We start from the raw sequence: 13,491 nt of genomic DNA on the forward strand, positions 1-13,491 counted from the left end.
GTCGGCCCCTCACATCCGGAAGACGCCGAAGCCGGGCTCGCCCAGGGGGGCCTCGGCGCAGGCGGTCAGGGCGAGGCCGAGGACCTGGCGGGTCTCAAGGGGGTCGATCACGCCGTCGTCCCAGAGCCTGGCCGTGGCGTAGTAGGCGTTGCCCTGCTGCTCGTACTGGGCGCGGATGGGGTCCTTGAAGGACTCCTCGTCCTCGGCGGCCCACTCTTCGCCGCGCGCCTCCAGCTGGTCGCGCTTGACGGTCGCGAGGACGGACGCGGCCTGCTCGCCGCCCATCACGGAGATCTTGGCGTTCGGCCACATCCACAGGAAGCGGGGGCTGTAGGCCCGGCCGCACATCGAGTAGTTGCCCGCGCCGTACGAACCGCCGACCACGACCGTCAGCTTGGGCACGCGCGTGCAGGCCACCGCCGTCACCATCTTGGCGCCGTGCTTGGCGATGCCGCCCGCCTCGTAGTCCCTGCCGACCATGAAGCCGGAGATGTTCTGGAGGAACACCAGGGGGATGCCGCGCTGGTCGCACAGCTCGATGAAGTGGGCGCCCTTCTGGGCGGATTCGGCGAACAGGATGCCGTTGTTCGCGACGATCCCGACCGGGTGGCCGTGGATGTGCGCGAAGCCCGTCACCAGCGTCTGGCCGAACTCGGACTTGAACTCGGCGAAGCGCGAGCCGTCGGCCACGCGCGCGATGACCTCGCGTACGTCATAGGGGGTGCGGGAATCCGTCGGCACCGCCCCGTACAGCCCCAGGGGGTCGACCTTGGGCTCCTCCGCGGGCTGGACCTGCCACGGCGGCTCGCTCCGGCCGGGGAGCGTGGAGACGATGGTGCGCACGATGCGCAGCGCGTGCGCGTCGTCCTCGGCGAGGTGGTCGGTGACTCCGGAGACGCGCGAGTGGACCTCGCCGCCGCCCAGCTCCTCGGCCGTGACGACCTCGCCGGTGGCGGCCTTCACCAGGGGCGGGCCGCCGAGGAAGATCGTGCCCTGATTGCGCACGATCACCGCTTCGTCGCTCATCGCCGGGACGTACGCCCCGCCCGCCGTGCAGGAGCCGAGGACGGCGGCGATCTGCGGGATGCCGGCGCCCGACATCCGCGCCTGGTTGTAGAAGATCCGCCCGAAGTGCTCGCGGTCGGGGAAGACGTCGTCCTGCATCGGCAGGAAGGCGCCGCCCGAGTCCACCAGGTAGAGGCACGGGAGGCGGTTCTCCAGGGCCACCTCCTGGGCGCGCAGGTGCTTCTTGACGGTCATCGGGTAGTACGTGCCGCCCTTGACCGTGGCGTCGTTGGCCACGATCACGCAGGCGCGGCCCGAGACCATGCCGATGCCCGCGATGACGCCGGCCGCCGGAGCGTCCCCTCCGTAGAGCCCGTCCGCCGCGAGGGGGGCCAGCTCCAGGAAGGGCGAGCCCGGGTCGAGGAGGGTGTCCACGCGGTCCCGTGGCAGCAGCTTGCCGCGCGCCACGTGGCGGGCCCGCGAGCGCTCGCCGCCGCCCAGCCTGGCCGTCGCGAGCTTTTCCCGCAGCTCTTCGGCGAGTGCGGTGTGCGCCGCCTCGTTCGCCCGCCATGCCTCGGACGCGGGATCAGCCGCGCTCGTCAGCACTGGTGCCTGCCGCATCAGTCGAGCCCCCTTGCTCGGTCCACGCACTCGGTCCGCCCGGTCCGTCCGGTGACCTCCGGATCGGTTAGTGAGCGTTAACGCGTTTCGTTCAGGTTAACGAGCGCTAACCGCCCTGTCTAGAATCAATTCCATGGCCACGAGAACCGACGCCCCCACCCGCCGCGAGCAGATCCTCAGGGAGGCCGCCCGGCTCTTCGCCGAGCGCGGGTTCCACGGGGTCGGCGTGGACGAGATAGGGGCCGCCGTCGGCATCAGCGGACCCGGTCTCTACCGGCACTTCGCGGGCAAGGACGCGATGCTCGCCGAGCTGCTCGTCGGCATCAGCGGACAGCTCCTGACGGGCGGCAAGCGGTGCCTTGCCGACACCGACGGGTCGCCGGAGCGGGTCCTCGACTCGCTCATCGAGGGGCACATCGACTTCGCCCTCGACGACCGCTCCCTGATCACCCTGCACGACCGCGAGCTGGACCGTCTGCGGGACAGCGACCGCAAGCTGGTGCGCCAGCTCCAGCGGCAGTACGTGGAGATCTGGGTCGACGTGGTGCGCAAGGTCTATCCGGACCTCGCCGAGAACGCCGCCCGGGTGTCCGTGCACGCGGTCTTCGGCCTGCTCAACTCCACGCCGCACCTGAGCAGGCGCGACGCCCTGCCCAGTCGTACGGCCATGGCGGAGCTCCTGCACCGCCTCGCGCGGGGCGCGTTCGCCGCCGCCGCGGAGTGACCGGTGTGACAGCGGCTCTCTCTGGACGGTCCGGTGACCGGCGGGTAACGTTGATCTGAGCAAGCGCTTAGTCGCATCCTGCCCGGCCGTGCCTGGTGCCGTACCGAAGGAGTTCTCCGTGCGCCGTACCGTTTTCAATGAGGACCACGAGGCGTTCCGGGAGACCCTGCGCGCCTTCATCGAGGCCGAGGTCGTCCCGGTCCACGACGAGTGGTTCGCGGCGGGCCAGGTGCCGCGCGAGTTCTACTACAAGCTGGCCGAGCTCGGCCTCTTCGGCATCAGCGTCCCCGAGGAGTTCGGCGGCGCGGGCATCGAATCGCACAAGTTCGAGGCCGTCCAGTACGAGGAGACGGCCCGCGCGGGCGTCACCTTCGGCGGCTCCGGCGTGCACGTGCTGCTCGCCCTGCCGTACATCAAGGCGCTCGGCACCGACGAGCAGAAGAAGCGCTACCTGGAGAAGTTCGTCTCCGCAGAGGAGATGTGGGCCCTGGCGATGACCGAGCCGGGCACCGGATCCGACCTCGCGGGCATGAAGACCACCGCCAAGCTCTCCGAGGACGGCACGCACTACGTCCTCAACGGCTCCAAGACCTTCATCACCGGCGGCGTGCACGCCGACCGCGTGATCGTCTGCGCCCGCACCTCCGCGCCGACCGCCGAGGACCGCCGCTTCGGCATCTCGCTCTTCGCCGTCGACACCAAGTCCGAGGGCTACTCGATCGGCCGCAAGCTCGACAAGCTGGGCCTGCGCACCTCCGACACCGCCGAGCTGGCGTTCGTCGATGTGAAGGTCCCCGTCGAGGACCTCCTCGGCGAGGAGAACAAGGGCTTCTACTACCTCGGCAGCAACCTGCCCTCCGAGCGCTGGGGCATCGCCTACGGGGCGTACGCGCAGGCCAAGGCCGCCGTCCGGTTCGCCAAGGAGTACGTCCAGGACCGCACGGTCTTCGGCAAGCCGGTCGCCTCCTTCCAGAACACCAAGTTCGAGCTGGCCGCCTGCCAGGCCGAGGTGGACGCCGCCGAGGCCGTCGCCGACCGCGCCCTCGAGGCCCTGGACCGGGGCGAGCTGACCGCCGCGGAGGCCGCGTCCGCGAAGCTCTTCAACACCGAGGTCGCGCACCGCGTCATCGACAAGTGCCTCCAGCTGCACGGCGGCTACGGCTTCATGAACGAGTACCCGATCGCCCGCCTGTACGCGGACAACCGCGTGAACCGCATCTACGGCGGCACCAGCGAGGTCATGAAGATGATCATCGCGAAGGACATGGGCCTGTAAGGACCGGCCCGTAGAACTCCTCAAGAACTGTAGAACTGCCTTCATGAACCAGGCACTTGAAGCCCTCCTCGATCTGCTCGACCTGGAGCGGGTCGAGGAGGACATCTTCCGGGGCGTGAGCCGCTCGGCGCTCGTGCCCCGCGTCTTCGGCGGGCAGGTCGCCGCGCAGGCGCTCGTCGCCGCCGGACGCACCGTCCCCGACGACCGGCCCGCGCACTCCCTGCACGCGTACTTCCTGCGGCCGGGTGACCCCGGCGCGCCCATCGTCTACACGGTCGACCGCATCCGCGACGGCCGCTCCTTCACCACGCGCCGCGTCGTCGCCGTCCAGCACGGGCAGCCGATCTTCCACCTCTCCGCGTCCTTCCAGACGTACGAGGAAGGCCTGGAGCACCAGAGCGAGCGGCCGGCCGCGCCCGACCCCGAGACGCTGCCCACGGCCGCCGAGATGCTGCCGCGCCATCTGCCCGCACGCGTCGCCGAGCGGCTCGTGGAGGCCCGCGCCGCCGTCGACCTGCGCTATGTGGACGTGCCGCCCTGGGCGACCGTCGGACAGCCCCGCGAACCGCGCTCCCAGGTGTGGTTCCGCGCCAACGGCAAGCTCGCCGACGACTCCTTGCTGCACGTCTGCCTCGCCACGTACGTCTCCGACATGACGCTCCTCGACTCGGTGCTGCTCGCACACGGCAGGGGCGGCTGGGCGGTCGGCGACGTGGTCGGCGCCTCCCTCGACCACGCCATGTGGTTCCACCGGCCCTTCAGGGCCGACGAATGGCTGCTCTACGACCAGGAGTCGCCCTCGGCCTCCGGCGGGCGCGGCCTCGGGCAGGCGCGGATCTGGACGCAGGACGGGCGGCTCGCGGTCACCGTCATCCAGGAAGGCGTCGTCCGCGTTCCCCGGTGAGTCCTGGGTGAGCCCCGGGTGAGTCCCGGGGATCGCGCTCACCGCCGATCGGACATACCGTCCGAAACATGAGTGAGCAACCGTCAGCGCGTGAAGCAGGCGGCGGCGAGAGCACCTTCACCGTCATCGTCGCCGCCGTCGCCAACCTCGGGATCGCGGTGGCCAAGGCCGTCGCCGGCGTCATCAGCGGATCCAGCGCGATGCTCTCCGAAGCGGCCCACTCCGTGGCGGACACCGTCACGGAACTGATGCTGCTCGTCTCCCTGAAGGCCGGTGCCAAGCCCGCCGACGAGGAGCATCCCCTCGGCTACGGAGGGGCCCGCTACATCTGGGCGCTGCTCGCCTCGGTCGCCACCTTCGTCGGCGGCGGCGTCTTCGCCGTGTACGACGGCATCCACACCCTCACGCACGGCGAGGACCCGGGCGACCCGCTCGTCTCGTACGTCGTGCTCGCCATCGCCTTCCTCCTGGAGGGCTACTCGCTGCGCACCGGACTCAGGCAGGCCCGCGACGAGGCGGGCCGCTTCGGAGTGCCCCTCAAGCGCTATCTGCGCCGCACGCCCGACACCGCGGTCAAGGCCGTCGTGATGGAGGACTCGGCGGCGCTCGTCGGCCTCGTGCTCGCCGCGGCGGGCCTGCTCGGCGGGCAGCTCACCGGGTCCGGGGTGTGGGACGGCGTCGCCTCGCTCTGCATCGGCGTGCTGCTCGTGTACGTCGCCTACGTCCTCGGGCACGCCAACTCCGAGCTGCTCATCGGCCGTCCGCTGCCGCCGGAGATGCGGGCCGCGGTCCGCGCCGAGCTGCTCGCCGATCCGCACGTCGTCGACGTACTGGAGCTGACCACGCTGCTCCAGGGGCCCGCCGAGGCGCTGGTCGCGGCCAAGGTCGACTTCCGCGACGTGTCCAGCGCCGCGGACATCGAGCGGGCCTGCGACCGGATGGCGCAGCGCATCCAGGAACGTTTCCCCGCGGTGCGGCGGGTGTACCTGGACCCGACGCCGGGACCCGCTCAGGACTCCGGGGTCAGCCCCGCCGCGTCCAGCAGGTAGGCCGTCATCGGGTCGTAGTGCCGGGGGCTCGTGACGTGGTCGTCCAGCGGGACCGTCACCTGCACGGTGCCCTCGGCCTCGCCGATGAACAGCGCCGGGTCGTTGCAGTCCGCGTACCCGACGGAGTCCAGGCCGCGCTGGCCCGCGCGGCCCGCCCAGCCGTGGTCGGCGACGACCAGGTCGGGCGCCGGGCGGCCCTCGCGCTCCAGGCCGTCCAGGATCGCGTTCATCGGCTCGGGGGAGTGCGTGTGCCACAGCGTCGCGCCGCGCTCCAGCATCGCCACGTCGGCGAACTGGAAGACCATGCCCTCGTCCGCCGTCAGGCCCTCGGGGATCACCACGATCTCGCAGCCCGCGGCGCGCAGGGCGGCGGCCGTCGCGCGGTGCACGTCGAGCAGGCCGCCGGGGTGGCCGGTCGCGAACAGGACGCGCTGCTTGCCCGCGGCGGCCTTGCGCAGCCGGGCGGCCATCCGCTCCAGGGCGTCCACCGTCAGCTCCGGGTCGATGGTGTCCTGGCCGTGCCGGAACTGCGGGTCGTCGACGACGCCACAGCGCTCCGCCATCACCGCGAGGACGTCCTGCTCGTCGGTCCAGCGGTCGCCGAGCTCCAGACCGAGCCAGTAGTGGCGGTCGCCGTTCGCGAGCTTCCTGTAGTGGCTGAGGTTGTTCTCGCGGGGGGTGGCGACGTCGCCCGCGATGCGGGTGCGGACGAGGTGGTCGACGAGCGCGGCACGGCTGGGTATGGACATGGTCCCCATTGTGCGGGACGAGTGCTCTGCGCTGGGCTGGGATTGGTCCGTCTTCACCCGCGGGTTCGTCGTGGCTCTTTGCGCAGTTCCTCGCGCCCCTTGTCTTCGCCTGCGGGTTCGTCGTGGCTCGTCGCGTCGTTCCCCGCGCCCCTAAAGGGGCGCCCCCGCCGGGCTTGTCCTTTACGAAGTGCGGTTCAGGGCGAACCACAGTTCCATGCGTACGTCCGGGTCGTCGAGGTCTGCGGTCAGGAGGGTCGCGCAGCGGGTGATGCGCTGGCGGACCGTGTTGCGGTGGACGCCCAGGGACACCGCCGTGCGGTCCCAGCTGCCGTGCAGGGAGAGCCAGGTGCGCAAGGTGGTCGTCAGGGCCTCGTTGTCGGACAGGGGGGACAGGAGCACGCGCGCGTGGGCCTCGGCCTCCTCGGGGGCGACCAGGGCGGCGAGGCCGTTCGCGTGGTGGTGGACCAGGGGGACGCGGGTGGCCTCCGCGCGGCGCAGGGCGCGGGCCGCCTGGGCGTCCGCGGCCGCCAGGCCGGCGGCGGGCGCGGGCTCGGCGACGCCCAGGGTCCAGCCGTCGGCGGGGGCGATCTCGCGGTCGGCGGGGACGAGGAGGCGGACCACGTCGTCGGCGCCGCGCGGGTCGGCCAGGGCGCTGCCCAGCGCCGCGGCGAGCGCGGACGCGGCCAGCGGGGTGTGCTCACCGCGCGCGTGCACCACGGTCCACCGGTCGCTGCCCAGGAGCGGGGCGACGTCGTGCGGCGACGCGCCCAGCAGGAGCCGGACCAGGGCGGCGGACCGGGCCGCCTCGGAGGTGCTCTGGTGTTCGCCGGTGAGCAGGGAGAGCAGGACGACGGCGGCGCCCGCGATGGTGTGGTCGCCCGGTTCGCGGCGGTCCGTGGCGATGCCGAGCGCGAAGCCGCGGCCGCCGCCGAGCGCGTAGGCGGCCAGGTGGACGGCGTCGGCGGTGTCCGAGGCGGACGCGGGCGCGGTGGGCGCGGCGCGGCGCACGACCGCCGTCAGCTCCCGCAGCGCCTCGCGCGCGGCGCCCGGGGTCCGCCCCGCCGCCTGGAGCTCCGTCCCCTCCGGCCCGTACAGGACCGCGATCCCGCCGAGCCGGGCCGCCAGCTGGCGCAGCACGGCCGGGATCGGGTCGGTCCGCGCCGCCGCCGTGGCGAGGCCCTGCTGCGCCTCCGTCACCCGGCGCAGCTCGGTGTGCCTGGCCTCGGCCATCAGCCGCCACACCGCGCGGGCGACGCCGCTGAACGTGGTGCGCGGCGGGACTTCGAGGAGCGGCAGGCCGTAGTGGTCGCAGGCGTCGACGAGAGCGCGCGGCACGGTGTCGTGCACGGGCGCGACACCGAAGCCGAGGGCCGCGCCGCCCGCCGCGACGATGCGGGCGACGTAGGCGTCCAGGTGGCCGCCCGAGCCCGCCGCCGGGTCGGTGATGTGCACGCCCGCCGTCAGGAGCAGCTCGCCGCCGAGCAGGTACGGGTAGGGGTCCGCCATCTCCGAGGTGTGCACCCACTGCACGGCCGTGTCCGCCGCAGGCGGGCCCGCGATCTGGCGCAGGCCCAGGTCCTCGCGGGCGAGCAGCGCGGTGAGCGGGACGGGCGGGGTGGGCGGAGCCGTGGGGTCGGCCATGGTGGACGTTCCATCCATCTCGATCGTGGAGAGTGGAGGAAACGTACACTTCAGCGTTGCTTTCCGGCCACCTAAGGTCGTGCCGACCAGAGGCCGTGGGTACGGGCGGATGTCCCCAGGGCCGGTCCTCACCCCCATCTGCACGACACGCCACCGAGGTGCGCGAAGGAGGCCCCCCCATGGCCGTCGACTACACAGTGATCGTCGTCTATCTCGCAGGGATGCTGGCCATGGGCTGGTGGGGCATGCGCCGCGCCAAGTCCAAGAGCGAGTTCCTGGTCGCCGGACGCCGCCTCGGGCCGTGGATGTACTCCGGGACGATGGCCGCCATCGTGCTCGGCGGCGCCTCCACCATCGGCGGCGTCGGCCTCGGCTACCAGTACGGGCTCTCCGGCGCCTGGATGGTCTTCACCATCGGCCTCGGACTGCTCGCGCTGAGCGTCTTCTTCTCGGCCCGGATCGCGCGCCTGAAGGTCTACACCGTCTCCGAGATGCTCGACCTGCGCTACGGAGGGCGCGCGGGCGTCATCTCCGGAGTGGTCATGTGGGCGTACACGCTGATGCTCGCGGTCACCTCGACCATCGCGTACGCCACGATCTTCGACGTCCTGTTCGACCTGAACCGCACCGTGGCGATCGTCATCGGCGGCTCGATCGTCGTCGCGTACTCCACGCTCGGCGGCATGTGGTCCATCACGCTCACCGACATGGTGCAGTTCGTGGTGAAGACCATCGGCGTGCTGCTCCTCCTGCTGCCCATCGCCGTCGTCAAGGCGGGCGGCTTCAGCGAGATGAAGGCGAAGCTGCCCACCGAGTACTTCGACCCGCTCGGCATCGGCGGCGAGACGATCTTCACGTACGTGCTGATCTACACGTTCGGCATGCTCATCGGGCAGGACATCTGGCAGCGCGTCTTCACCGCCCGCAGCGACAAGGTCGCCCGCTACGGAGGCACCGTCGCCGGTACGTACTGTCTGGTCTACGCGATCGCGGGCGCCGTCATCGGCACCGCCGCCAAGGTCATGTACCCCAAGCTGCCGAGCGCCGACGCGGCCTTCGCGACCATCGTCAAGGACGAACTGCCCATGGGCGTGCGCGGATTGGTCCTCGCCGCCGCGCTCGCCGCCGTGATGTCGACGTCCTCCGGAGCGCTCATCGCCTGCGCCACCGTCGCCAACAACGACATCTGGTCGCGGCTGCGGGGCGTCGTCTCCCCGAGGGGGGCGGACGAGGCGCACGACGAGGTGAAGGGCAACCGCCTCTTCATCCTGGTCATGGGCATCGCCGTCATCTGTATCGCCATCGCGCTCAACGACGTCGTCCAGGCGCTGACCGTCGCGTACAACCTGCTCGTCGCCGGCCTGCTCGTGCCGATCCTCGGCGGGCTGCTGTGGCGGCGCGGCACGGCGCCTGGCGCGCTGGCGGCCGTCGCCGCCGGTGGGCTCTCGGTCGTCGGCCTGATGTGGTGGTACGGGATCCTCGCCAACGAGCCCGTCTACTACGGCCTGTTGACCTCACTGGCCGTCTACGTGGTCGTCTCCCTGGCCACCAGGCCCACCGACGCGGCCGTGCTCGCCGCCTGGCGCGAGCGCCTGGCGGGGCGCGGTGCCGAGCCCGAGGCCGAACCGGCCCCCGTACCTCAGTAGAGTCAGAAAACGCTCACAAAGCGCATCGAAGCGTAAGAAGAAAGGCACTCCATGAGCAGCAGCGAGACGCCCCGCGGCCCCGTCGACTCCTCCCGCATCCCGAGGTACGCGGGCCCGGCGACGTACGCCCGCCTGCCCCGCCTCGACGAGGTCGGCGGCAGGACGGACATCGCCGTGGTCGGCGTGCCCTTCGACAGCGGCGTCTCCTACCGGCCCGGCGCCCGCTTCGGCGGCAACGCGATCCGTGAGGCGTCGCGGCTGCTGCGTCCCTACAACCCGGCGCAGGACGCCTCGCCGTTCGCGCTCGCGCAGGTCGCGGACGCGGGCGACATCGCCGCCAACCCGTTCAACATCAACGAGGCGGTGGAGACCATCGAGGCCGCCGCCGACGACCTGCTCGGCACCGGCGCCCGCATGATGACGCTCGGCGGCGACCACACCATCGCCCTGCCGCTCCTGCGCTCGGTCGCCAAGAAGCACGGCCCGGTCGCGCTGCTCCACTTCGACGCGCACCTGGACACCTGGGACACCTACTTCGGCGCCGAGTACACCCACGGCACCCCGTTCCGCAGGGCCGTCGAGGAGGGCATCCTCGACACCGAGGCGCTCAGCCACGTGGGCACGCGCGGCCCGCTGTACGGCAAGAAGGACCTCACCGACGACGAGAAGATGGGCTTCGGCATCGTCACGTCGGCGGACGTCTACCGCCGCGGCGCCGACGAGGTCGCCGACCAGCTGCGCCAGCGCATCGGCGACCGCCCGCTGTACATCTCCATCGACATCGACTGCCTCGACCCGGCGCACGCGCCCGGCACCGGCACCCCCGAGGCGGGCGGCATGACCTCCCGCGAGCTCCTGGAGATCCTGCGCGGCCTCTCCTCCTGCAACCTGGTCTCCGCCGACGTCGTCGAGGTCGCCCCCGCCTACGACCACGCGGAGATCACCGCCGTCGCCGCCTCCCACACGGCGTACGAACTGACGACGATCATGTCCCGCCAGATCGCGGAGGCCCGCGGGACGGGGAGCGACCAGTGACCCACGACCACGACGTCGTACTGAGGCCCACCGCCGCCCAGACCGAGGCCGCCCTGAACCCGCCCCCGGGGCGCAACGGCGGCGACCTCGTCGTCGAGACCCTCCAGGGCCTCGGCGCCACCACCGTCTTCGGCCTGCCGGGCCAGCACGCGCTCGGCATGTTCGACGCGCTGCGCCGCTCCGCGCTCTCGTACGTCGGCTTCCGGGTGGAGAACAACACGGGCTTCGCGGCCGACGCGTACGGCCGGATCACCGGCGAGGTCGCCCCGCTGCTCCTGTCCACCGGGCCCGGCGCGCTCACCTCGCTCGCCGCGCTCCAGGAGGCGGCCGCGGGCTCCTCGCCGGTCCTCGCGATCGGCAGCCAGGTCCCGGTGGCCGGGCTCGGCGGCGGCCGCCACGGCTATCTGCACGAACTGCGCGACCAGCAGGCCTCGTTCAGGGACGTCGTCAAGTCCGTGCACACGGTCCGTACGGCCTCGCAGATCCCCTCCGCGATCGCCGCCGCCTGGGAGTCCGCCCTCACCGCGCCGCACGGCCCGGTCTGGGTCGAGATCCCCCAGGACGTGCTGCTCGCCGAGACGACGCTGCCGGTGGTCACGGCGATGGACGCGACCCCCGAAGAGGTCGTGCCGCGCCCCGAACTGACCGCGGTGGCCGCCGATCTGCTGTCCCGCGCCGAGCGCCCCGCGATCATCGCGGGCGGCGGTGTGGTGCGCGCGGACGCCTCCGGCAAGCTGCGCGCGCTCGCCGAGCTGGTCAACGCCCCCGTCGTCACGACCTTCGGCGGCAAGGGCGCCTTCCCCTGGGAGCACCCGCTCTCGCTCCAGTCCTGGCTGGAGGACCGGCACACCACGGACTTCCTGGAAGACGCGGACGTCCTGCTCGTCGTCGGCTCCGGCCTCGGCGAACTGTCCTCGAACTACCACACGTTCAAGCCCCGCGGCCGGGTGATCCAGATCGAGGCGGACGCCGGGAAGCTGGAGTCCAACCACCCCGCGCTCGGCATCCACGCGGACGCGCGCCTCGCGCTCTCCGCCCTCCTGGAGACGATCGACGCGCCCAGGGAGGACCCCTCGGCGCCCGAGCGGGTCGCGGCGCTCCTGGCCAAGGTCGAGGAGCGCATCGACGCCCAGGACCTCACCCTGGAGCGGCAGGTGCTCGGCGCCGTCCGCGCGGCCCTGCCGGACACGTCGCCGTCCTTCTGGGACATGACGATCCTGGCGTACTGGGCCTGGTCGGCCTTCGACGCGCGGCGCCCGAACACGATGCACTCGGCGCAGGGCGCCGGCGGCCTCGGCTACGGCTTCCCCGCGGCGCTCGGCGCGGCCGCGGCCGACCCCTCGCACCCGGTCCTCGCGGTCTCGGGCGACGGCGGCGCGATGTACTCGATCGCGGAGCTGGCCACGGCGAAGCAGTACGGGCTCAACGTGACCTGGCTGATCGTCGACGACGGCGGCTACGGCATCCTGCGCGAGTACATGTCCGACGCGTTCGGCGAGGCGACGGCCACGGAGCTGGCGCGGCCCGACTTCGTGGCGCTCGCGGAGTCCTTCGGGGTGCCGGGCGTGCGGACGACTCCGGAGACCCTCGGCGACGACCTCGCGAAGGCCCTCGCGCAGCCGGGTCCCTCCGTCGTGGTGCTGCCCGCGCTGCTGCGGATGTTCGCGCCGACGCACCTGGGCTGAGCCGCCGGGCACCGCGGCACCGGGCCGCCGAGAGGTTTCGTACAACTTCTCTGTTTTCGTGCAACCTTTCACCACCATCGGTGAGTCATGTGGGGCGAGTGCGCCGGGGGCGCACTCGTTTCGCACACAGGGGATGGGAAGCTCCATGACTCACCGGACATCCGGTATATCCAGGCGTGCCCGCGTGCTCTCGGCGGGCGTCGCCGCCGGGCTGCTCGTGCCGCTCGCCGCGGCCGCCGCGCCCGCGTCCGCCGCCGCGGCGCCGCAGGTCAGCTGCACCTCCGCGCAGTCGGGCCTGGCCGCCAAGCTCAAGAAGGACATCACGGCGGCCCTGAAGAACCGCAAGGGCACCGTCGCCGTCGGGCTGTACGACCGCACCACCAAGACCACCTGCACCCTGCGCGCGGGCGACTCCTTCGACTCGGCGAGCGTCGTCAAGGTGACCGTCCTCGCGACGCTCCTGTGGGACGCGAAGAAGACCGAGCGCAGGCTGTCGACCCGTGAGTCGGACCTCGCGTACGCCATGATCACCAAGTCGGACAACAACGCCACCAGCGCGCTCTGGCGCCAGCTCGGCACCGGCAAGATCAAGGCGTTCCTCAAGGCCGCCAAGATGACCAAGACCGTGCCCGGCTCCGGCGGCTACTGGGGCCTGACCCGGATCAACGCCACCGACGAGCAGAAGCTCCTCGGGCTGATCACCGCGAAGAACTCCGTCCTCAGCGACAACGCGCGCGCCTACATCCTCAAGCTGATGAACAAGGTCGTCTCCTCGCAGCGCTGGGGCACCCCCGCGGGCGCCCCGTCCGCCGTCAAGATCCACGTCAAGAACGGCTGGCTGCAGCGGTCCACGCACGGCTGGCGGGTGCACAGCGTCGGCGCGTTCAAGGGCGGCGGCCACGACTACACGATCTCCGTGCTCACCCACGGCAACAGCTCCATGAACTACGGCGTCACCACCATCCAGGGCGTGGCCAAGGCCATCCACAAGGACCTGGCGCCCCGTACGGCGGCCCGGTACGCGCCCACGGACTCGCCGAAGGAAGCGTTCGTGGCGGTGCCCGCGGGCTGACCGGCCGAGCGCCGGGAGCGCCCTGATTTGTTGCGGCGGGATGAAATCCGCATCCCGCCGTGTTGGGCCTCTCGGCAGGTCAGG

Annotated in this window: 11 protein-coding genes; 8 read left to right on the plus strand and 3 right to left on the minus strand. The window is 71.9% G+C overall.

The window, feature by feature from the left end; genetic code table 11:
- Positions 1 to 9: 9 nt before the first annotated feature.
- Positions 10 to 1,626 (minus strand): carboxyl transferase domain-containing protein, encoded by a 1,617-nt coding sequence (locus ACIO9J_RS37030; protein WP_402009298.1) that lies wholly within the window; start codon positions 1,624 to 1,626, stop codon positions 10 to 12.
- Between the two features lie 133 nt (positions 1,627 to 1,759).
- On the opposite strand from ACIO9J_RS37030, the gene ACIO9J_RS37035 reads away from it, so the two are divergent.
- From ACIO9J_RS37035 to ACIO9J_RS37050, 4 genes are all read left to right on the plus strand, one after another.
- Positions 1,760 to 2,350 (plus strand): TetR/AcrR family transcriptional regulator, encoded by a 591-nt coding sequence (locus ACIO9J_RS37035; protein ID WP_402009300.1) that lies wholly within the window; start codon positions 1,760 to 1,762, stop codon positions 2,348 to 2,350.
- Between the two features lie 118 nt (positions 2,351 to 2,468).
- On the plus strand, positions 2,469 to 3,626 hold the full coding sequence (locus tag ACIO9J_RS37040; RefSeq protein ID WP_402009302.1) for an acyl-CoA dehydrogenase family protein: 1,158 nt from the start codon (positions 2,469 to 2,471) through the stop codon (positions 3,624 to 3,626).
- Positions 3,627 to 3,669: 43 nt separating this feature from the next.
- Entirely contained in the window at positions 3,670 to 4,530 is an 861-nt protein-coding gene (locus ACIO9J_RS37045; RefSeq protein WP_402009303.1) for an acyl-CoA thioesterase, read from the plus strand.
- A gap of 68 nt (positions 4,531 to 4,598) precedes the next feature.
- Entirely contained in the window at positions 4,599 to 5,579 is a 981-nt protein-coding gene (locus ACIO9J_RS37050; protein WP_402009304.1) for a cation diffusion facilitator family transporter, read from the plus strand.
- On the opposite strand, the gene ACIO9J_RS37055 is transcribed toward ACIO9J_RS37050, so the two are convergent.
- Both ACIO9J_RS37055 and ACIO9J_RS37060 read right to left on the minus strand, forming a co-directional pair.
- Complete coding sequence (locus ACIO9J_RS37055; protein WP_402009306.1) at positions 5,540 to 6,337, minus strand: phosphatase; 798 nt, start codon at positions 6,335 to 6,337, stop codon at positions 5,540 to 5,542. The two genes, ACIO9J_RS37050 and ACIO9J_RS37055, sit on opposite strands and share 40 nt — an antisense overlap.
- A 171-nt stretch (positions 6,338 to 6,508) precedes the next feature.
- Positions 6,509 to 7,969, minus strand: coding sequence for a PucR family transcriptional regulator ligand-binding domain-containing protein (locus tag ACIO9J_RS37060; protein ID WP_402009308.1), 1,461 nt, complete (start codon positions 7,967 to 7,969; stop codon positions 6,509 to 6,511).
- Positions 7,970 to 8,148: 179 nt separating this feature from the next.
- Here ACIO9J_RS37060 and ACIO9J_RS37065 point away from each other — a divergent pair, with 179 nt between their 5' ends.
- The 4 genes from ACIO9J_RS37065 (at position 8,149) to ACIO9J_RS37080 (ending at position 13,407) form a co-directional block, all read left to right on the plus strand.
- Complete coding sequence (locus ACIO9J_RS37065; protein WP_402009310.1) at positions 8,149 to 9,615, plus strand: sodium:solute symporter; 1,467 nt, start codon at positions 8,149 to 8,151, stop codon at positions 9,613 to 9,615.
- Positions 9,616 to 9,666: 51 nt separating this feature from the next.
- Entirely contained in the window at positions 9,667 to 10,650 is a 984-nt protein-coding gene (gene speB, locus ACIO9J_RS37070) for an agmatinase (protein ID WP_402009312.1), read from the plus strand.
- Positions 10,647 to 12,335 carry a thiamine pyrophosphate-binding protein gene (locus ACIO9J_RS37075; protein ID WP_402009314.1) on the plus strand — a complete coding sequence of 563 codons (1,689 nt, stop codon included), beginning with the start codon at positions 10,647 to 10,649 and terminating at the stop codon, positions 12,333 to 12,335. The genes speB and ACIO9J_RS37075 overlap by 4 nt, the downstream gene beginning before the upstream one ends.
- Before the next feature lie 145 nt (positions 12,336 to 12,480).
- Positions 12,481 to 13,407 (plus strand): serine hydrolase, encoded by a 927-nt coding sequence (locus ACIO9J_RS37080; protein ID WP_402009316.1) that lies wholly within the window; start codon positions 12,481 to 12,483, stop codon positions 13,405 to 13,407.
- Positions 13,408 to 13,491: the final 84 nt, after the last annotated feature.

Origin of the sequence: Streptomyces sp. NPDC087300, assembly GCF_044744425.1 — a bacterium.
Classification (GTDB): domain Bacteria; phylum Actinomycetota; class Actinomycetes; order Streptomycetales; family Streptomycetaceae; genus Streptomyces.

Coding starts and splice junctions, on each gene's coding strand:
- ACIO9J_RS37060 (WP_402009308.1), bottom strand. CDS start 7,969: ATGGCCGACCCCACGGCTCCGCCCACCCCGCCCGTCCCGCTCACCGCG.
- ACIO9J_RS37055 (WP_402009306.1), bottom strand. CDS start 6,337: ATGGGGACCATGTCCATACCCAGCCGTGCCGCGCTCGTCGACCACCTC.
- speB (WP_402009312.1), top strand. CDS start 9,667: ATGAGCAGCAGCGAGACGCCCCGCGGCCCCGTCGACTCCTCCCGCATC.
- ACIO9J_RS37065 (WP_402009310.1), top strand. CDS start 8,149: ATGGCCGTCGACTACACAGTGATCGTCGTCTATCTCGCAGGGATGCTG.
- ACIO9J_RS37035 (WP_402009300.1), top strand. CDS start 1,760: ATGGCCACGAGAACCGACGCCCCCACCCGCCGCGAGCAGATCCTCAGG.
- ACIO9J_RS37050 (WP_402009304.1), top strand. CDS start 4,599: ATGAGTGAGCAACCGTCAGCGCGTGAAGCAGGCGGCGGCGAGAGCACC.
- ACIO9J_RS37030 (WP_402009298.1), bottom strand. CDS start 1,626: ATGCGGCAGGCACCAGTGCTGACGAGCGCGGCTGATCCCGCGTCCGAG.
- ACIO9J_RS37080 (WP_402009316.1), top strand. CDS start 12,481: ATGACTCACCGGACATCCGGTATATCCAGGCGTGCCCGCGTGCTCTCG.
- ACIO9J_RS37045 (WP_402009303.1), top strand. CDS start 3,670: ATGAACCAGGCACTTGAAGCCCTCCTCGATCTGCTCGACCTGGAGCGG.